Consider the following 18,002-nt stretch of genomic DNA (forward strand, 5'->3'; position numbering starts at 1 on the left):
AATCGGTTTCTCGCCAAGACACCAAGCGCGCCAAGGAAGGCTGGTATGACGGACGATGAGATTGATCGTATCGTGGTCGATGCGGCGGTTGCCGTGCATCGCGAATTGGGACCGGGGCTATTGGAAACTGTCTATGAAGCGATTATGGCCCATGAGCTGCGTGAGCGTGGACTCGCCGTCGCGAGACAGGTCCCGGTGCCGTTGCGGTATCGTGGCGTCGATTTCGAAGAAGGCTTTCGAATGGACCTCTTGATCCAGTCCCGAGTGATCGTGGAAATGAAGTGCGTCGAGAGCCTGAATAATGCGCACAGAAAACAGTTGCTAACCTACCTCAGGCTAACGGGGCGGCGACTCGGATACCTTTTGAATTTTAACCGGGCGTTGATGAGAGAGGGCATCGTCCGCGTTGCAAATCGCGCGCAAGAAGCACCCTGAATTCTTGGCGCGCTTGGCGTCTTGGCGAGAGATTGCCTTTTTAGGGCGAGGAAATCGACCATGCTGGTAATGATCGACAACTACGACTCGTTCACCTGGAACCTCGTCCAGTATCTGGGCGAGCTGGGTGCCGAGGTGGCGGTGTATCGTAACGACGAGCTGACCGTCGACGAACTCGACGCGCTGGAGCCGGAGCTGCTGATGATCTCGCCCGGCCCGTGTACGCCCAATGAGGCGGGCATTTCGGTCGAATCGGTACTCCGCTTCGCCGGGCGCATCCCGATCCTGGGGGTCTGTCTCGGGCACCAGAGCATCGGCCAGGCGTTCGGCGGGCGGGTCGTGCACGCCCGCGAGATCATGCATGGCAAAACCTCGCTGATACACCACACGGGCGAGGGGGTGTTCACCGGTCTGCCCAACCCGTTCGAGGCGACGCGGTATCATTCGCTGGTGGTCGCGCGCGAGGGGCTGCCGGACTGCCTGGAGGTCACGGCGTGGACGGAACTGTCCGATGGCTCCATGGACGAGATCATGGGGCTGCGGCATCGTGAGCTGGCGATCGAGGGCGTGCAGTTCCACCCCGAGTCGATTCTCACCCGCAACGGCCACGACCTGCTGCAGAACTTCCTCGGCCGCGCGGCCGAGCGGCAACCGGAGGAGGCGCCCGCATGAATGTCCAGGAAGCCATCAAGGCCGTAACCGAGGGGCGTGACCTGAGCGCCGACGAGATGATCGCGGTCATGCGCCAGATCATGACCGGCGAGGCGACCGACGCCCAGATCGGCGGGTTCCTGATCGGGCTGCGCATGAAGGGCGAGACCGTCGACGAGGTGGTCGGCGCCGCCACCGTGATGCGCGAACTCTCCAGCCGGGTGACTGCGCACGTCGATCACCTGGTCGATACCTGCGGTACCGGCGGTGACGCGGCCGGCACGTTCAATATCTCGACCGCCGCCGCGCTGGTGGCCGCCGCGGGCGGCGCCAATGTGGCCAAGCACGGCAACCGTTCGGTCTCCAGTGCCTCCGGCAGCGCCGACGTGCTCGAGGCCGCGGGCGTCAATCTGGACCTGACGCCGGCGGAGGTCGGTCAGTGCATCGAACGCGTCGGGATCGGGTTCCTGTTCGCGCCGGCCCATCACAAGGCCATGCGTTACGCCGTCGGCCCCCGCAAGGAAATGGCGGTCCGGACCCTGTTCAATGTCCTCGGGCCGCTGACGAACCCGGCCGGCGCGCCGAATCAGGTCATCGGCGTGTTCTCCGAGCACTGGGTGGAGCACCTTGCCCGTGTGCTGGGCGAACTCGGCAGCCGCCACGTCATGGTCGTGCACGCGGCCGACGGGCTCGATGAGATCAGCATCGGCGCGGAAACGAAGGTCGCCGAGTTCCGCGAGGGGGAGCTCTCGACATATACGATCAAGCCGGAGGATTTCGGCCTGGAACGGGCCAATATCGCCCGGATCCGGGTCGGTACGCGCGACGAGAGTCTGCGCATGGTCAAGTCGTGCCTCGACAATGAGGACGGCCCCGCACGCGACATCGTCGCCCTGAATGCCGGCGCCGCGATTTACGTCGCCGGCGCGGCGCCGACGCTGTACGAGGGAGTCGAGCAGGCCAGCAAGGCCATGGCGAACGGCTCTGCCCGGATCAATCTCGACGAGCTGGTGCGGGTGTCCAATGAGTTCTGAAACGCCGATCGCCGATACCCCGGATATCCTCCGCCGCATCCTCGCGCGCAAGGTGGAGGAGATCGCGGCTGCCGCGGACCGGGAGCCGCTGTCGGCGCTCGCCCGGCGGGCGGCTGAAGCGGACGCCCCGCGGGGTCTGCGGGACGCACTCGCGCACCGCATCGAGGCCGGCGGTGCGGCCGTGATCGCGGAGGTGAAGAAAGCGAGTCCGAGCCGGGGCGTGCTTCGCGCCGATTTCGATCCGGCTGCGATCGGGCGCTCGTACGCGGCCGGCGGCGCCGCCGCGCTGTCGGTGCTGACCGATCGTGACTTCTTCCAGGGCGATCCGGCCCATCTGGCCGCCGCGCGCGAGTCCAGCGGCCTGCCGGTGCTGCGCAAGGACTTCGTGATCGATCCCTACCAGGTCTACGAGGCACGCGCGATGGGCGCGGATGCGATCCTGCTGATCGCCGCCGCGCTCGGCGATGCCGCGATGCGCGAACTGCGGGATCTGGCCGCCCACCTCGGCATGGATGCGCTGATCGAAGTCCATGACGCCGACGAGCTGGAGCGGGCACTCGCAATGGAACCGGACCTGGTCGGTATCAATAACCGTGATCTGCGCACTTTCGAGACCGATGTCGCGACCACCACGCGGCTGCGCGAGCGGGTCCCCGCCGAGGTGCTGCTGGTGACGGAAAGCGGGATCCATACGGCCGACGACGTGGCCGGCATGCGGGCGAATGGCGTTCACGCCTTCCTGATAGGCGAGGCCTTCATGACCGCGCCCGATCCGGGCGCCCGCCTCGCGGAACTGTTCGGCGCGAATGCGTTTGGCTGACCGCAGGGGTCTGCCAAGGCTCGTCAGAGGGTTCTCGCCAAGGCGCCAAGGTCGCCAAGGGACGCGAAGAAAGGGAAAAATCTGTAGGAGCGAGCTTGCTCGCGAATGTGCCCGCACTGCGCTAGGGGTTACAGAGAAGCCCCGCCGACACGGCGGTGGTCAGCGATGGCCATTGTTTCAGCCAACTGCCGTGCGAGCACTATCGCGAGCAAGCTCGCTCCTACAGGGCCTCGTTATTTCTTCCTTCGCGTCTTGGCGAGACCCCCGAAGAAGGTGTGATGGAGCCCGTACGCAGGATTGCGTGCAAAGACGGTACGGACCCGCAGCGCGCGTTCAGCGCGTCCCGTGCACCACCATGGTCTTGCCGTGGGCCTCGATCAGGCCGCCGTCCTCGAGATCCTTGAGGACCCGCCCGACCATCTCGCGGGAGCAGCCGACGATCCGGGCGATTTCCTGGCGGGTGATTTTGATCTGCATGCCGTCCGGGTGCGTCATGGCATCCGGCTCATGGGCGAGATCCAGCAGCGTCCGGGCGACGCGGCCGGCGACGTCGAGGAAGGCGAGGTCGTGGACCTTGGCGCTGGTGCGGCGCAGGCGCTCGGCCATCTGGGCCGCGACCGCGAACAGCACGTCCGGCGTGTGCTGTGACATCGCGCGGAACTGGTCGTAGTCGGCCTCGGCAAGCGTGCACTCGGTGCGCGCGGTCACCCAGGCACTGCGCTGGGTGTCCTCGTCGAACATCCCCATCTCGCCGAAGAACTCGCCTTCGTTGAGGTACGCGAGGATGATTTCATGGCCCTCGGCATCCTCGATGCTGACGCTGACCGAGCCGCTCAGGATGTAATAGAGTACGTCCGACTTCGCCCCGCCCTGGATGATGGTGGCGCGCGCCGGATACGAATGACGGTGGCTGTGCTCCAGCAGGACCGGCAGCCAGTCGGGTTCCGCCTTGCCTGGTGAGTGCAGTGCCATGACCGGATTCTTGACCGCCTTTGCCTGACCTGTCAAAGACAATGGAGTAGGGAGTATGCACGCGAGTATAACCTGGGAGGGCGAGGCCCGGTTCGTCGGGCGGACCGACAGCGGTCACTCGGTCGTCATGGATGGCCCGCCGGATGCCGGTGGGCGCAACCAGGGGCCACGCCCGATGGAGATGGTACTGCTCGGCCTCGGCGGCTGCAGTGCCTTCGACGTGGTGCACATCCTGCGGCGGTCGCGCCGGGCCGTGGCCGCCTGTCACGTCGAGATCGAGGCCGAGCGCGCGGCCGAGGATCCGAAGGTCTTTACCGCGATCCACATGCACTTCGTCGTCAGTGGCGACGAGCTCGGCGAAGACCGGATCGCGCGCGCCGTCGAACTGTCCGCGGAGAAATACTGCTCGGTCGCCCGGATGCTCGCCTCGACCGCGGTCATCACCCACGACTGGGAGCTGCGTCCCGAGACATGATTCCGTTGCGCCCGGTATCGTGGGGGTATGTCGCGTTCTGGTAGTATGGCCGGCTTCCCGTAGTGGTCGGGATACCGACCGGTGCCGCACTGGACCGCGCGAGCCGATCCCCCGGTTGCACGGGGCGTCGATCGACTGATGCGGTTGTCGCGGCAGGCCGGCGGTACCGCGTCGGGATTCGGGCCGGTGGCATGGGTCGCCGGGGTTTATGGTCGGTCGAAGGCGTCGCGCCGGGGACCCGCAGCCGGGGGCGTAATCTTGTCACAGACGCTCAAGCGCAATATCAGGCTTCACGGTTTCAACAACCTCACGAAGACGCTGAGCTTCAACATCCACGACATCTGCTATGCCCAGAGCGAGCAGCATCGCCGTGAATACATCGAATATATCGACGAGGAATACAACGCCGAGCGCCTGACCGGCATTCTCGAGGATGTCGCCGCCCTGATCGGCGCGAACGTCCTCAATGTCGCGCGCCAGAACTATGAGCCCCAGGGCGCCAGCGTCACGCTGCTGATCTCCGAGGAGCCAGTCGCCTCCGAGGGGATCTCGAACACGGAATCTCCCGGGCCGCTCCCGGAGGCCATCGCCGGCCACCTCGACAAGAGCCATATTACGGTTCACACCTATCCGGAGAGCCACCCGGATGGCGGCATCAGCACCTTCCGGGCGGATATCGACGTCTCGACCTGCGGTCGGATATCGCCGCTGAAGGCGCTGAACTACCTGATCCACAGTTTCGAGTCGGATATCGTGATCGTCGACTACCGCGTCCGGGGCTTTACCCGGGACGTGAAGGGCAAGAAGCACTTCATCGACCATAAGATCAACTCGATCCAGAACTATATGTCGCGCGATACCAAGGAGCGGTATCAGATGTTCGACGTCAACGTGTATCAGGAGAACCTCTTCCACACGAAGATGGTCCTGGGCGAATTCGATCTGAATGATTACCTGTTTGGCGCCGGGAAGGAGGATCTGCCGCCTAAGGAACTGCGCAAGGTGGAGCAGCAGGTGCGGCGGGAGATGGCCGAGATCTTCTACGGGCGGAACCTCGGGCGCAGCCTCAAGCTCTAGGAGGCTGTCCGGGAAACCCAAAGCCTACTAAGCGCGCCCCCGGAGAAAAATCCGGGGGGCCGAGGCCCCCTCCGCAATCTTTTTATGGTTGTGTCTCGCGTCGCTGACGCGCTTATTGTTTATTGTTGTTGTTGTCCGTGCAGGCGCCGCCGGGGCGTGCCTGGTCATCCTCCCGACCCCGGTAGAGCCCGCCGGCCGGGAAGCGCCCCCCGGGGGGCGCTGAATGGCGCTTGTTGTAGCAAGCCTGCGGCGGGGATGCAAATCGTGGGGGGTGCTTGTATGGCGCGGCACTTCTGGGTAAAATCGCGCCCCTTTCGGCGGGCCGGGACCCGGCGCCGCCCCGCAAGATCGTCCGGAGTCGTCGATGAAGACCTTCAGCGCGAAGCCCGAGGAAGTCCGGCGGGACTGGTACGTGGTCGATGCCAGCGGCAAGACGCTGGGCCGGCTCGCGACCGAGATCGCCCGGCGCCTGCGCGGCAAGCATAAACCGGAATACACGCCGCACGTCGATACCGGCGACTACATCGTGGTCGTCAACGCCGACAAGGTGCGCGTCAGTGGCAACAAGGAAGCTGACAAGTACTACCATCGGTGGACCGGTTACGTCGGTAACCTGAAGTCCGAGCCGCTCAACAAGCTGCGCCAGCGCAAGCCGGAGCGCATCATCGAGTACGCCGTCAAGGGGATGCTCCCGCGCAACCCGCTCGGCCGTTCGATGTTCCGCAAGCTCAAGGTCTATCCGGGCCCCGAGCACCGGCATCAGGCCCAGCAGCCGCAGCCGCTTGATATCTGAGCGTCACGGTCAGCCAACGAGGAATCAGCAGCATGCAGCAGCAGTATTACGGCACGGGCCGTCGCAAAACCTCCAGCGCACGCGTATTCATGCGCCCCGGCTCCGGTGACATCACCGTCAACGGTCGCCCGGTGGACGAATTCTTCGGCCGCGAGACGGCGCGCATGATCGTGCGCCAGCCCCTCGAGGCCGCTGAGGTCCAGAGCCGCTTCGACTTCCATATCACCGTCGAGGGCGGTGGTGGCAGCGGTCAGGCCGGCGCGATCCGCATGGGCGTCGCCCGCGCGCTCGTCTCCTACGAGGAAGACCTGCGGGGCGTGCTCCGTCAGGGCGGCTACCTGACGCGCGACGACCGCAAGGTCGAGCGGAAGAAGATCGGCCTGCGCAAGGCCCGCCGCGCGACCCAGTACTCCAAGCGCTGAGGTCGCTCGGTTGCCCATGCCCTGCGAATTTTCGTAGGGTATGGGTCGAGACAACTGGGGGATCGTCTAGCGGTAGGACTACGGACTCTGACTCCGTCAACCCAGGTTCGAATCCTGGTCCCCCAGCCATATCGCGAAAACGCCGCGCCCGGTCTGCCGGGCGCGGCGTTTTTCGTTCGGGGGCCGGTGAAGGGAAGGCGGAACCACGAATGGACACGAATAAACACGAATGGTGATTGTGGCAGCTTCGATCGGGATGGAGCTTCGCTGAGCGGGTTTCGCTACCGATGTGGTGGCGGCTGGAACGCAGGCGCGTTTTCGCCGAAGGCGAACGCGCGCGTTTGCTGCGCAAAAACGCGCCTACCGGGTCCTGGCGAAGCCCCTCAGGCGTGTCCTCGGCCCCGATCGCCATTCGTGTCCATTCGTGTTCATTCGTGGTTCCCGGTTTTTCTTTCGATCGACCCATCGCACAAAGCGGTCAGCGGATACGTTCGATCCCGTCGGGCCCGGCGATGAGGATTTCGTCGGCGGGGCGCAGGGCGAAGATGCCGTTGCAGACGACGCCGGGGATGTCATTGATGCGGCGCTCGGTCTCGATCGGTTCCATGATCTCGAGGTTGTGGACGTCGAGGATCACGTTGCCATTATCCGTCGTCACGCCGCTGCGCAGTTCGGGCTGACCGCCGAGGCGGGTCAGTTGGCGCGCGACGAACGAGCGCGCCATCGGGATGACTTCCACCGGCAGCGGGAAGCTGCCGAGCCAGTCGACACGCTTGCTCTGGTCGACGATGCATACGAATCGGCGGCTGGCGCCGGCGACGATCTTCTCGCGCGTGAGCGCGCCGCCGCCGCCCTTGATCAGGGCGCGGTGGACCGTGAACTCGTCGGCACCGTCCACGTACAGCGGCAGGTCGCCCGTGTCGTTGAGTTCGAGCACCGGGATCCGATATTTGCGCAGTCGCTCGGCGCTGGCCTCGGAACTGGCGACCGCACCCTCGATCCGGGCGGCCATGCCGGCCAGTGCATCGATGAAATGATTCACCGTCGAGCCGGTGCCGACGCCGACGATCATGTCGTCGGTTACGAATTCCAGCGCGGCCTCGGCCGCCTGGCGTTTGGCATCGTCCTGGGACATCGATCTAGTCTCCGCTGGCGGGTTAGTAAGTGTAGCCGTCACCCGTGGGGCAGCAAACCCCGCGACCCTGTTCAATTTCCATCCAGGTTGCTACCTTGGCGGACTTATGGATAAGTACATCGAAAAAATCCTCTCCGCGCGCGTCTACGACGTCGCGATCGAATCGCCGCTCGAAGAAGCCCCGGCGCTCTCGCGCCGACTTGGCAACCGCATCATGCTCAAGCGCGAGGACATGCAAAGCATCTTCTCGTTCAAGCTGCGGGGTGCGTACAACAGGATCTGGCAGCTGAGCCGGCAGCAGAAACTCGAAGGCGTGACCTGTTCCTCGGCGGGCAACCACGCCCAGGGTGTCGCGCTGGCCGCGAAGAAGCTTGGTCTCAAGGCCATGATCGTGATGCCGCGCACGACCCCGCAGATCAAGGTCGATGCCGTGAAGGCATTGGGCGGGCGCGCGATCCTGCATGGCGATGCCTATGACGAGGCGTACGCGCATGCCCGCGAGATCGAGGAGGAACACGGCTACCCGTTCATCCACCCCTACGACCACCCCGACACCATCGCCGGTCAGGGGACCGTCGGCATGGAACTCTGCCGTCAGTTCGGCGACGACCTCCATGCCGTGTTCGTGCCGGTCGGTGGTGGCGGCCTGATCACCGGCATCGCCGCGTTCATGAAGTACTTGCGGCCGGAGACGACGATCATCGGCGTGGAGCCGGAGGATGCCGCGTCGATGTCGGTCTCCCTCGAGCGCGGTCGCCGTACCCGCCTCAAGCACGTGGGGATCTTCGCCGACGGCGTCGCCGTGGCCTGTCCCGGTAAGGAGACCTTCCGTCTCGCCCGCAAGTATGTCGATGAGATCGTCACCGTGACCACGGACGAGATCTGTGCGGCGATCAAGGACGTGTTCGGCGACACCCGGACGCTGACGGAGCCGGCCGGCGCGCTGGGCGTCGCCGGCATCAAGCGCTATGTCGAGCGCGAAGGGCTGACGGATGCCAATCTCATTCCCGTTATCTGCGGCGCCAACATCAATTTCGATCGTCTGCGCCATGTCGCCGAACGCGCGGAGCTGGGCGAGCACCGGGAAGTACTGTTCGCGGCCACGCTGCCCGAGCGCCCGGGCGCCTTCCGCAAATTCTGCAACGCGCTCGGCAAGCGCTCGGTCACGGAGTTCAATTACCGCTACGCCGACACCGATGAAGCGCATGTTTTCGTCGGCGTGCAGACCCGCGGCGGTGAAGACGAGCGCCAGGCGATTCTCGATGATCTGCGCGGGAAGGGCTATGAAATCCTCGACATGACCGATAACGAGATGGCGAAGCTGCACATACGCTATCTCGTCGGCGGTCATACCAATGGGCTCGTGCCGAACGAGCGCGTCCTGCGGTTCGAGTTCCCGGAGCGTCCGGGGGCGCTGCAGAATTTCCTCGATGGCATGGGGCGTGGCTGGAACATCTCGCTGTTCCACTACCGCAACCACGGTGCCGCGTATGGCCGGGTCCTGGCCGGGATGCAGGTGCCAGAGGAAGACGGTAAGGCGTTCCGGAAATTCCTCGATGACCTGGGGTATTTCTGGGAAGAGGAGTCGGATAACTCGGCGTATCAGACCTTCCTGCGCTGATCTTCGATCCGTGGCGAGCCTTTGACGCCCGTCCGTGGGTTCTCGCCAACGCGCCAAGGGCGCCCCACGAGAACGCAAAGAAAAGCCGATAACGGTTCGCGGCCAGGGCCGCTGCCGTGCGGGGCTTGCATGGCCCTGCAGGAGCGAGCCTGCTCGCGAACCGCTGTCGGTCAGCATTCCGATATCGCCCCGGACCAGGCCGTAGGTCGTGTTTCAGCCCGACACGCAGCATGTCGGGTTAAAACCCGGCCTACGGATTGGGCAGGATCGGCGGTGTCTGGCTACGACTCGACCTGCAGCCTTCGAGAGCCCAGCGGTATATCCAACGACGAAAGGAGGCTGGCGGGAGGGCTACTCCAGCCCGAGAATAAACTCCCACTGCTCCTCGGTAACCGGCATGACCGACAACCGATTCCCCTTCCGCACCAGCGGGAATTCCGCAAGCTCGGGCCGATCAGCGAGTTCCTTGAGTTCCGTGAGCGTGATCGTGCGCGCGAGTTTACGCACGAGCTTCACGTCCACCATGATCCAGCGCGGGTTGTCCGGATCGCTCTTGGGGTCGTAATGCGGGTCTTCGGGATCGAAGGCCGTGTGATCGGGATACCCCTCGCGGGCGATCTCCACGATCCCCACGATACCGGGCTCTTTCGTGTTCGAGTGGTAGAAAAACCCGAGGTCGCCTTTCTTCATGCGGTCGCGCATGAAGTTGCGTGCCTGGTAGTTGCGCACGCCGTCCCAGTGATCGGTCTGTCCCGGCTGTGCCGCGAGATCGTCGATACCGAATACATCGGGTTCCGATTTGAACAGCCAGCAGGTCATCGGATGCGCCTTCTACGGGGGTAGGGAATACGCGACGGCCATCCGGAGATGGCCGTCGCGGTATGCGTCGAGCGGAAGGATCAGCCGGTCTCGGCTTCCTCGTGCGTCGTGTGCAGCGCATTGTACGGGCGCCAGACACGTTCTTCGGTCGCCACGAGGCGAGTGGCGACGTCCCACGGATGCGGTGGAATATGGCCGGTGTGCTGGAATTCGTGCGCAGCGCCAACCAGACAGGGTTTGGCCGCGTCCGGGTCATCGTTGAGGAACGAGAAGGTGCGGTCGTAGAATCCGCCGCCCATACCCAGCCGGTGGCCATCACTGTCGAATACGACGAGCGGCACGATCACCATGTCGAGGTCCCGCGGCGAGACCAGTTTATCCGCCGCCACATCGGGTTCCGGAATGCCGAAGCGGTTGTTCTTCATCGGCATGTCCTTCTCGTAGGGCGCGAACATCATGGAATCGCCCTCGACGATCACCGGCAGATACACGTGCTTGTTATAACGCACCGCCTGGTCGATCACGGGACGGGTGTCCATTTCGCCCTTCACCGGCCAGTAGGCGGCGATGTGGAGTGCGTGATGGAATTCCGGTGTCGATTCGAGCAGCAGCGTCATGTCGCGCGCGGCCGCGCGGAGCTGGTGCTGGGTCAGCGCGTTGCGCTGCTCGATCACGTATTGGCGCAGTACTTCGCGTTGCTGGTCGATATCCTGGTTCATTTCAGTCCTCGTCTACTCGGACGTCTGTGTAAGGTGGGCACGAACCGCGTATGCCGTTGTCCGCCTTTGACCTTGAACCGGCGGTTCAAGTGGGGAGGGTTGGAGGGAATCAGGCTTTCCGCACAAGGGCGGACATGCTCAACAACCACTGCCAAACAAATCCCCGGGGTATTGCTTAGGTTCAAGGGTATAACCCGGCGAACTGACGTACATCGCAGAACGTGCCCCAACTCGTGAAATCTCTGGTCGGACACCCAATCTCTGGGGGAACACCGCCCGCGGCGCTCTACCAGGGATTGCGTCCATTCGGGATGGCTCAGGCCTCCCCGTGCTCGTCCAGTGCAGCCCCGACGCGTTCCTCCAGGCTGGCGACCTGATCGCGCACGCGTTCACAGGCTTCCTTCGTCTCCCGAAGTTCGAGCAGCTCATGCGCCATGTTCAGGGCGGTCATGACTGCGATCCGGTCGGTCCCGATCACATTGCCACGCCCCCGGATCTCCTTCATCCGGTCGTTCACGATCCCGGCCGCGGCCAGCAGATCGTCGCGTTCGTCTTCCCTGCAGGCGATCTGGTACTCGCGGTCCAGGATCTTGATCGTAACCTGTACCGCTTCACCCGCCATCAGGAATTCTCCATCGCCTTGAGCCGGGAGATCATCGCCTCGACGCGGGCGCGCGCCTGTTCGTTCTTCTCGATCAGTTGGGCGCGTTCAGTGGAGAGCGACTCCTGCTGACGGCGCAGGGACTGGTTCTCCTTGCGCAGTCGTTCACACAGCGCCACGAGATCCTCGATCTGGCGCGCAAGCGCATTTACGCGGGCTTCCGCGTCCCGGGCCATCTCCTGACTCATGGCCGGAATACTAGGCCCCGCCCCGGTAGTGGTCAAATACCTCTGGTGGCTTTCGGCTCTCGTGGCGGTCCGGAGTAGCGCGGGGCGGACGCGCGCATGATCGGCCCTCGCCGCAGGCCCGCGGAGTGATAGAATTCCGCCCCCGCGATAACCCCGATGAGGCCCCGATCATGACCTTGCCGGCATGTAACGAAACCGAACAGCGCCTGCGCGCGCTCGGCGCCACCGCCTCGGCGCCGCAGTGCCACGGCGTGCTCTGTGGCCTGCTCGCGGTCGGCGATGCCGATGCCCGCGAGACCTGGCTGGCCGAAACGGTCGGGGAGGAAGCGCCGGGCGCCGAGATCGACGAGCTGTACGAGACCACGTTGCAACAGCTCGACGACCCCGAGTTCGGGCTCGATCTGCTGTTGCCGGGCGATGACGAGGCGGACCTCGCCGAGCGCACGCGTGCGCTGGCCGACTGGGCGGGCGGCTTCACCTTCGGTGTCGCCTGTGCCGGACGCGCCCCGGAAGATCTGCCCGCGGAGGTCGCCGAATTCGTGCGCGACGCGGCCGAGGTCGCGGCGCTGACCGATGGCGATGAGGACGAGGGCGACGAGGCGGACTACGCCGAGGTGGTCGAGTATCTGCGCGCGGGGACACTGCTGGCGCGTACCGAATGCCGTTCGGGGCGGGGGTCCGATGACGCCGATGACGCCGGTGATGCCGAAGACGCCGGCGGCGCGGATGACCGCGATGAAACCCTCGGGTGAAACGTCCGGCTGCCGCCGACGAGCCGATTCCGTTATGATCGGCCGACCGACGCCGGGCGCCAGGAGGCCCGGTGACCGAATCACACACTTCAGCGGGTGAGGTCTCATGCCTGGAACCGTCCGCAGGATCATCGACCGGATCAAGGATCAGCGCTCGTCCGGCAATTCGGTTGTCGCGTTGACCGTCGAGACACGCCTCGTGCTGCAGGGGTTCGATCCGCAGCGTTTCGAGTACGACACCCCGGACGATCCCGGCCGCCTCGCGCGGATCGAGGAGATCGCCGGCGAGATGGGGGTCGAGATCGGCGATCTCATGGCCGAGGCCGATGCCGAACCGGATCCCGAGGCGGCGCCGGCGCCGCCGCCGGAGGCGCATGAGTCGCTCGGTTCCGAGAACCTGAGTCAGTCCGCCCAGGATGCCGCCCGCGCCGCCGGTATCGGCCGCGATGCCATGGGCGCCGGCGCCCGTTCCTCGGCCCCGGAGGTGCCCGAAGATCACCCGCTGCAGGGATTCCGGCGAATCGCCGATGACGCCCTGGCCGAAACGGGCGAGGGCGATGCCGGTGGGCGCAGTGGCGCCTCCTTCGCCGTGCTGATGAAGTCCAGCCTGCTCATTGGCCTGTACTCCATCACTTCCGACCGGGTGTTCTGCGATCTGCTCCGGTACAACGCGCTGTTCACCTGGTTTCTCGGGGGCTCCGCCGCCCAGGCGGACTTCGACCCGGAGGCCTTCGCGGCCGATCGCCAGGACGCGTTGGCGAGCGCCGCCGGTCGCGCGTTCTTTGACCGGATCGTGCCCGAGGGCGGTCGTCACAAGCTCTTCTCGAGCGAACGGCTCCAGCCGAATGGCCGACAGATCAAGGGCTTGATGTCACAGCGCGCCCGCGCCTGACCGCTCACACAGCCCGCGTGCCCGGACCCGCGGCGCGGGGTGCCCGGGCCCGGTTGGCGGGGGCACCGCCCGGGCAACCGCGTTTCTCAACGGATTCGAGGTCTCCGATGGATACCCAGGAGTACGCCCGTCGCCGCCGGGCACTGATGCGGATGATGGGAGAGGATGCGATCGCCATCCTCCCGGCGGCGCCCCATGCCGTTCGCAACCGTGATGTCGAGTATCCGTATCGGCAGGATTCCGATCTGCTGTACCTGACGGGCTTCCCCGAGCCCGAGGCGGTGGCGGTCCTGGTGCCGGGGCGGGAGCACGGCGAGTTCGTGCTGTTCGCCCGTGAGCGCGATCCCGACCGCGAGGTATGGACGGGCCGGCGTGCCGGGGTCGATGGTGCGATCGAGCACTGGGGCGCGGACGACGCCTTCCCGATCGGCGACATCGACGACATCCTGCCCGGCCTGATCGAGGGCCGGGCGCGCGTATTCTGCACGATGGGGCGGTACGCGGACTTCGACCGGCGCGTCATGCAGTGGGTCAATGACGTGCGTGGCCGTGCGCGCTCCGGTGGTCACGCACCGAACGAGTTCATCGCCCTCGATTACTTCCTGCATGACATGCGGCTGTTCAAGAGCCGGGGTGAGCTGCGGGCGATGCGCCGTGCCGCGAAGATCTCCATGGCGGCGCACGAGCGCGCGCTGAAAACCTGCCGGCCGGGGTTGCACGAGTACGCCCTCGAGGCCGAGTTCTGGCACGAGTTCCGCCGCAACGGCGCCGAACCGGCGTACGGTCTCATCGTCGGCGGCGGCCGTAACGCCTGTGTGCTGCACTACGTCGAGAACGCCGACCTGCTGCGTGACGGCGATCTGGTCCTGATCGATGCCGGCTGCGAGAGCGATGGGTATGCGGCTGATATCACGCGGACCTTCCCGGTCAACGGTCGCTTCACCGAGGCCCAGCGCGCCGTCTACGATATCGTTCTGGAGGCGCAGTACGCGGCGCTCGCCCGCTGTGAGCCCGGGCGCCACTGGAATGAGCCGCATGAGGCGGCCGTGGCGGTGCTGACGCGGGGCATGGTCGACCTGGGGCTGCTCGAAGGCCCGGCCGACGCCCGTATCGAGGACGAGGCCTACAAGCGGTTTTTCATGCATCGTACCGGGCACTGGCTCGGCATGGATGTGCACGATGTCGGCGATTACAAGGTGGACGGGCACTGGCGTGAACTGGAGCCCGGCATGTGCCTGACCATCGAGCCCGGCCTTTACATCCCGGCCGCCGACGATGTCCCGGTCCACCTGCATGATATCGGCGTACGTATCGAGGACGACGTGCTCATTACCAAGGGCGGTAGCGAGAACCTGACGGACGGTCTCCCCAAGTCGGCGGATGACATCGAGGCAGTAATGCGTGGCTGAACCGCAGGCCCATCAGGAGTTGGTCATCGTCGGGGGCGGACCAGTGGGTGCCGCGCTGGCCATCGCCCTTGCCGATGGCGTGCGCGCGATCACCGTGGTCGAGGCGCAGGCCAGCCCGCCGGGCGGGGATACCCGGGCGACCGCGCTGTCCGAGAGTTCGGTGCGCCTGCTCGGTGCATTGGGGGTCTGGCCGGAACTCGCCGGTGACGCGGTGCCGATCCACACGGTCGAGGTGTCGCAGCAGGGGCATTACGGCCGCACCCGGCTGCGTGCCGAAGATCAGGGAGTGCGGGCGCTTGGCCAGGTGGTCGCCTACGATGGGCTGGCGCGCGGACTGGCGGAGCGCGCGCGCGGCGCCCCGGGTGTCGAATGGCTGGCCCCGGCGACGGTCGCGGGGCTCGATCAGGACGCGGATGGCGTTCGCCTCCGGATCGATGGGCCCGACGGCCCGACCGAGCGGCGTACGCGTCTGGCCGTGGCCGCCGACGGTACCCGTTCGCCGTTGCGCGAGCGCATCGGTATCGGGGTGCGCGAATACGACTACGGCCAGACCGCGCTGCTGTTGCCGCTGGAAACCGGCGGTGACCCCAATACGGGTTATGAGCGATTTACCTCCGACGGCCCGATGGCATTGCTGCCGGCAGGGGGCCGACGGCGGACGCTGATCTGGACCCTGCCACCCGAGCGCGCCGAGGCCACGGCCGCGCTGGCACCGGAGCGGCTGGCCGAGTGCGTCGCGACGCGGCTGGGGCGCAGTTTTGGACCGATCGTACCGCAGGGGCCGCCCGCGGCCTGGCCGCTGCACCGGGTCGAGGCGGAGCGCGGCCATGACGGCCGCGTGGCGCTGCTCGGCAATGCCGCACGCACCCTGCACCCGGTCGGTGCCCAGGGTTTCAATCTCGCGCTGCGCGACGTCTGCGGACTCGCCGCCGCGCTGGAACACGCCCGCGATCCCGGCGATGACGAAACGCTTGCGGCGTGGTCGCGCGCCCGGCAGGCGGATCGCTGGCAGACACGACTGTTCACCGATGTGCTGGCACGGGGGTTCGTTCGTGGAGGGTATGGACTGGGTGCCCTGCGCGCCGGTGCCCTGCTCGGGCTGGATTCCTGCAGCATCGCCCGCGACGGACTCGCCAGCCAGACCATGGGGCTGCTCGGCGGACTGCCGCGGGTCGGCAGCTGGCACCTGGAGCGTCGTCCATGAGTGCGCGTGACGCCCGCGAAATCGCGATTGTCGGCGCCGGCGCCGTGGGCGCGGCGCTGGGACTCGCGCTCGCGCGCGCGGGTCACGCCGTCACCATCGTCGACGGCCGCCCGGGCCCCGCGGCGGCGCCGGGGGACGAATATGGCGAATTCGTCGTCTCCCTCAACCTCGCGAGCATCGCCTTCCTGCGCTCCATCGGTGTCTGGCCGGCGATCCACGCCAGCCGTGTGAGTCCGTATGGCGGCATGACCCTCTGGGATGAGGGCGGAAGCGGTGCGACCCGATTCGACAGTGCCGAGGTCGGCGAGCCGGCGCTCGGCTGTTTCGTCGAGGCGGCGCTGCTGGAAGCGCGCCTGCACGAGGCGCTCGCGGCGTGCCCGGGCGTGACCCGGCTCTGGGGGCGTCGCGCGACCGGTCTGCGGGTTGCTCACGACGACGCCCGGTTGACCCTCGACGACGCGGAAACGATCAATGCCGGCCTGGTGATCGGCGCCGACGGGGGGCGCTCCGCGATGCGCCAGCTCGCCGCTATCGGCGTCGAGCGCCTCGACTATGGCCAGCGCGCGATCGTCTGCAATTTCGCCACCGAGCGCGCACACGGTGCGGTCGCCCGTCAGCGCTTCATGCGGGGCGGGCCGGTGGCGATGCTGCCGCTGGCCGACGGGCGCTGTTCACTGGCATGGTTCCGCCCCGAAGCGGAAGCCGAGCGACTCGTGGGGCTCGACGACGCGGCGTTCACCGAAGCCCTGTCGGAGGCGACCGATTACGCCCTCGGCGCCGTGACGGCCGCGACCCGGCGGCGCGCGTTTCCGATCGTGCGCCGGCATGCGACGCGCTATGTCGCCGAGCGCTTCGCGCTGGTGGGCGACGCGGCACATACCATCCATCCCCAGGCCGGCCAGGGACTGAACCTGGGGCTGATGGACGCCGCGGCACTGGCCGAGGCGGTCGGTCGCGGGGGCGATCGCGGCGGCGACCCGGGGGCCGAGCGCATTCTGCGTTACTATGCGCGCTGGCGACGCGGGCACAATACCGCGGTCATGCACGCGATGGACCTGTTCCATCACGGTTTCGCGCAGCCGGCGCCGCTGCCCGGCCCCGTGCGCGGGCTCGGTCTCGCGGCGGCGGATCGCGCCGGGCCGGCCAAACGCCTGATCCTGCGCCACGGCGCGGGCCTTGCGGGAGATCTGCCGCGCGCCGCGCGGCCGACCGGGGGCTACGGAATCGGGCCCTGAATGACCCGGCCCGGGTTGCGTGGCATGGACAGCCGGACTTGAATCGGTTCAAAGTACCTGACCGCGGGCCATGCCGGTAGTCACCGGATCGGCCGCGGCAAGCGGGAGCATCATGGCCAAACGCACATCACTCTACGAGCGTCATCGCGATGCCGGCGCGAAGATCGTCGATTTCGCCGGCTGGGACATGCCACTGCACTATGGCTCCCAGCTCGCCGAGCATCGGGCGGTACGCGACAGCGCCGGCATGTTCGACGTGTCGCACATGACCCAGGTCGACCTCGACGCCGACGACGCCGAGGCCTTCCTGCGCTACGTCTGCGCCAATGATGCAGCCCGCCTGGGCGACGGTGGCGCCATCTACACCTGCCTGCTGAATCGCCGTGCCGGCGTGATCGACGATGGCATCATGTATCGCTTTCAGGCCGGCCATTACCGGCTCGTGATCAATTCGGCAACGCGCGCGAAGGACCTCGATTGGCTGCGCGGACTGGCCGAGGATTATCATGTCGAACCCTGGGAGCGCTGCGATCTGAGCATGATCGCGATCCAGGGCCCGGAAGCGCGGGAACGCGCGCGCGGGCCGATCGCGCAGGTGCTGGGTGAAGAAGTCGCCACGGCGGCGGATGGCCTGCGCCGGTTCCAGGTCACCACCCCGGAACGTACCCGCGTGGCCCGGACCGGCTAT

General features: G+C 66.4%; 21 protein-coding genes, 1 tRNA gene and 1 other RNA gene. 16 read left to right on the forward strand and 7 right to left on the reverse strand.

Features of this window, described 5'->3' with window-relative positions; all coding sequences use genetic code 11:
- Nucleotides 1-45 precede the first annotated feature (45 nt).
- From A0W70_RS11895 to trpC, 4 genes are read left to right on the forward strand one after another with little or no spacing between them, the layout of a single operon-like run.
- Nucleotides 46-435, forward strand: coding sequence for a GxxExxY protein (locus A0W70_RS11895; protein ID WP_070989395.1), 390 nt, complete (start codon nucleotides 46-48; stop codon nucleotides 433-435).
- A gap of 60 nt (nucleotides 436-495) precedes the next feature.
- Complete coding sequence (locus A0W70_RS11900; protein ID WP_070989354.1) at nucleotides 496-1,107, forward strand: anthranilate synthase component II; 612 nt, start codon at nucleotides 496-498, stop codon at nucleotides 1,105-1,107.
- Nucleotides 1,104-2,120 (forward strand): anthranilate phosphoribosyltransferase, encoded by a 1,017-nt coding sequence (gene trpD, locus A0W70_RS11905; RefSeq protein ID WP_070989355.1) that lies wholly within the window; start codon nucleotides 1,104-1,106, stop codon nucleotides 2,118-2,120. Before A0W70_RS11900 ends, trpD begins: the two co-directional genes overlap by 4 nt.
- Entirely contained in the window at nucleotides 2,110-2,940 is an 831-nt protein-coding gene (gene trpC / locus A0W70_RS11910) for an indole-3-glycerol phosphate synthase TrpC (protein ID WP_070989356.1), read from the forward strand. Before trpD ends, trpC begins: the two co-directional genes overlap by 11 nt.
- A gap of 333 nt (nucleotides 2,941-3,273) precedes the next feature.
- Here trpC and crp read toward each other — a convergent pair whose 3' ends face one another.
- Nucleotides 3,274-3,912 (reverse strand): cAMP-activated global transcriptional regulator CRP, encoded by a 639-nt coding sequence (crp, locus tag A0W70_RS11915; RefSeq protein WP_070989357.1) that lies wholly within the window; start codon nucleotides 3,910-3,912, stop codon nucleotides 3,274-3,276.
- Nucleotides 3,913-3,967: 55 nt separating this feature from the next.
- On the opposite strand from crp, the gene A0W70_RS11920 reads away from it, so the two are divergent.
- From A0W70_RS11920 to A0W70_RS11940, 5 genes are all read left to right on the forward strand, one after another.
- Nucleotides 3,968-4,387: an OsmC family protein gene (locus A0W70_RS11920; protein WP_070989358.1), complete on the forward strand. Its 420-nt coding sequence runs from the start codon at nucleotides 3,968-3,970 to the stop codon at nucleotides 4,385-4,387.
- Nucleotides 4,388-4,645: 258 nt separating this feature from the next.
- The gene (gene speD, locus A0W70_RS11925; RefSeq protein ID WP_070989396.1) at nucleotides 4,646-5,464 is read left to right on the forward strand and encodes an adenosylmethionine decarboxylase; all 819 of its coding nucleotides are present in this window, start codon (nucleotides 4,646-4,648) and stop codon (nucleotides 5,462-5,464) included.
- A gap of 364 nt (nucleotides 5,465-5,828) precedes the next feature.
- Entirely contained in the window at nucleotides 5,829-6,257 is a 429-nt protein-coding gene (gene rplM, locus A0W70_RS11930; RefSeq protein ID WP_070989359.1) for a 50S ribosomal protein L13, read from the forward strand.
- 32 nt (nucleotides 6,258-6,289) lie between these two features.
- Nucleotides 6,290-6,679 carry a 30S ribosomal protein S9 gene (gene rpsI / locus A0W70_RS11935; protein ID WP_070989360.1) on the forward strand — a complete coding sequence of 130 codons (390 nt, stop codon included), beginning with the start codon at nucleotides 6,290-6,292 and terminating at the stop codon, nucleotides 6,677-6,679.
- A gap of 55 nt (nucleotides 6,680-6,734) precedes the next feature.
- Nucleotides 6,735-6,808, forward strand: a tRNA-Gln gene (locus A0W70_RS11940).
- Nucleotides 6,809-7,157: 349 nt separating this feature from the next.
- Here A0W70_RS11940 and rpiA read toward each other — a convergent pair.
- Entirely contained in the window at nucleotides 7,158-7,814 is a 657-nt protein-coding gene (gene rpiA / locus A0W70_RS11945) for a ribose-5-phosphate isomerase RpiA (protein WP_070989361.1), read from the reverse strand.
- Nucleotides 7,815-7,920: 106 nt separating this feature from the next.
- Between rpiA and ilvA the strand changes: the two genes are divergently transcribed.
- Nucleotides 7,921-9,435 carry a threonine ammonia-lyase, biosynthetic gene (ilvA, locus tag A0W70_RS11950; RefSeq protein ID WP_070989362.1) on the forward strand — a complete coding sequence of 505 codons (1,515 nt, stop codon included), beginning with the start codon at nucleotides 7,921-7,923 and terminating at the stop codon, nucleotides 9,433-9,435.
- A gap of 351 nt (nucleotides 9,436-9,786) precedes the next feature.
- Here the strand turns inward: ilvA and A0W70_RS11955 are convergent, their stop codons facing one another.
- The 5 genes from A0W70_RS11955 to A0W70_RS11975 form a co-directional block, all read right to left on the reverse strand.
- A complete protein-coding gene (locus A0W70_RS11955; protein WP_070989363.1) occupies nucleotides 9,787-10,254 on the reverse strand; it encodes an EVE domain-containing protein in 468 nt (155 codons plus the stop codon).
- An 80-nt stretch (nucleotides 10,255-10,334) separates the two neighbouring features.
- Nucleotides 10,335-10,973 (reverse strand): 5-formyltetrahydrofolate cyclo-ligase, encoded by a 639-nt coding sequence (locus tag A0W70_RS11960; protein ID WP_070989364.1) that lies wholly within the window; start codon nucleotides 10,971-10,973, stop codon nucleotides 10,335-10,337.
- Between the two features lie 37 nt (nucleotides 10,974-11,010).
- A non-coding RNA gene (ssrS, locus tag A0W70_RS11965) (6S RNA) lies at nucleotides 11,011-11,197 on the reverse strand.
- 92 nt (nucleotides 11,198-11,289) lie between these two features.
- Nucleotides 11,290-11,595 (reverse strand): cell division protein ZapA, encoded by a 306-nt coding sequence (locus tag A0W70_RS11970; RefSeq protein ID WP_070989365.1) that lies wholly within the window; start codon nucleotides 11,593-11,595, stop codon nucleotides 11,290-11,292.
- Nucleotides 11,595-11,822: a TIGR02449 family protein gene (locus tag A0W70_RS11975; protein WP_070989366.1), complete on the reverse strand. Its 228-nt coding sequence runs from the start codon at nucleotides 11,820-11,822 to the stop codon at nucleotides 11,595-11,597. Before A0W70_RS11975 ends, A0W70_RS11970 begins: the two co-directional genes overlap by 1 nt.
- A gap of 170 nt (nucleotides 11,823-11,992) precedes the next feature.
- On the opposite strand from A0W70_RS11975, the gene A0W70_RS11980 reads away from it, so the two are divergent.
- The 6 genes from A0W70_RS11980 to A0W70_RS12005 form a co-directional block, all read left to right on the forward strand.
- The gene (locus A0W70_RS11980; RefSeq protein ID WP_139150854.1) at nucleotides 11,993-12,574 is read left to right on the forward strand and encodes a UPF0149 family protein; all 582 of its coding nucleotides are present in this window, start codon (nucleotides 11,993-11,995) and stop codon (nucleotides 12,572-12,574) included.
- 106 nt (nucleotides 12,575-12,680) lie between these two features.
- Nucleotides 12,681-13,466 carry a transposase gene (locus A0W70_RS11985; RefSeq protein ID WP_070989368.1) on the forward strand — a complete coding sequence of 262 codons (786 nt, stop codon included), beginning with the start codon at nucleotides 12,681-12,683 and terminating at the stop codon, nucleotides 13,464-13,466.
- 107 nt (nucleotides 13,467-13,573) lie between these two features.
- Entirely contained in the window at nucleotides 13,574-14,875 is a 1,302-nt protein-coding gene (gene pepP, locus A0W70_RS11990) for a Xaa-Pro aminopeptidase (RefSeq protein ID WP_070989369.1), read from the forward strand.
- Nucleotides 14,868-16,079 (forward strand): FAD-dependent monooxygenase, encoded by a 1,212-nt coding sequence (locus A0W70_RS11995; RefSeq protein WP_070989370.1) that lies wholly within the window; start codon nucleotides 14,868-14,870, stop codon nucleotides 16,077-16,079. The genes pepP and A0W70_RS11995 overlap by 8 nt, the downstream gene beginning before the upstream one ends.
- Nucleotides 16,076-17,314 (forward strand): FAD-dependent monooxygenase, encoded by a 1,239-nt coding sequence (locus tag A0W70_RS12000; protein WP_070989371.1) that lies wholly within the window; start codon nucleotides 16,076-16,078, stop codon nucleotides 17,312-17,314. Before A0W70_RS11995 ends, A0W70_RS12000 begins: the two co-directional genes overlap by 4 nt.
- 112 nt (nucleotides 17,315-17,426) lie before the next feature.
- Nucleotides 17,427-18,002 (forward strand): aminomethyltransferase family protein (locus A0W70_RS12005; RefSeq protein WP_483788302.1); only part of this gene is annotated, 576 nt, incomplete at its 3' end.

This window comes from Halofilum ochraceum (assembly GCF_001614315.2).
In the GTDB taxonomy this organism is placed as follows: domain Bacteria; phylum Pseudomonadota; class Gammaproteobacteria; order XJ16; family Halofilaceae; genus Halofilum; species Halofilum ochraceum.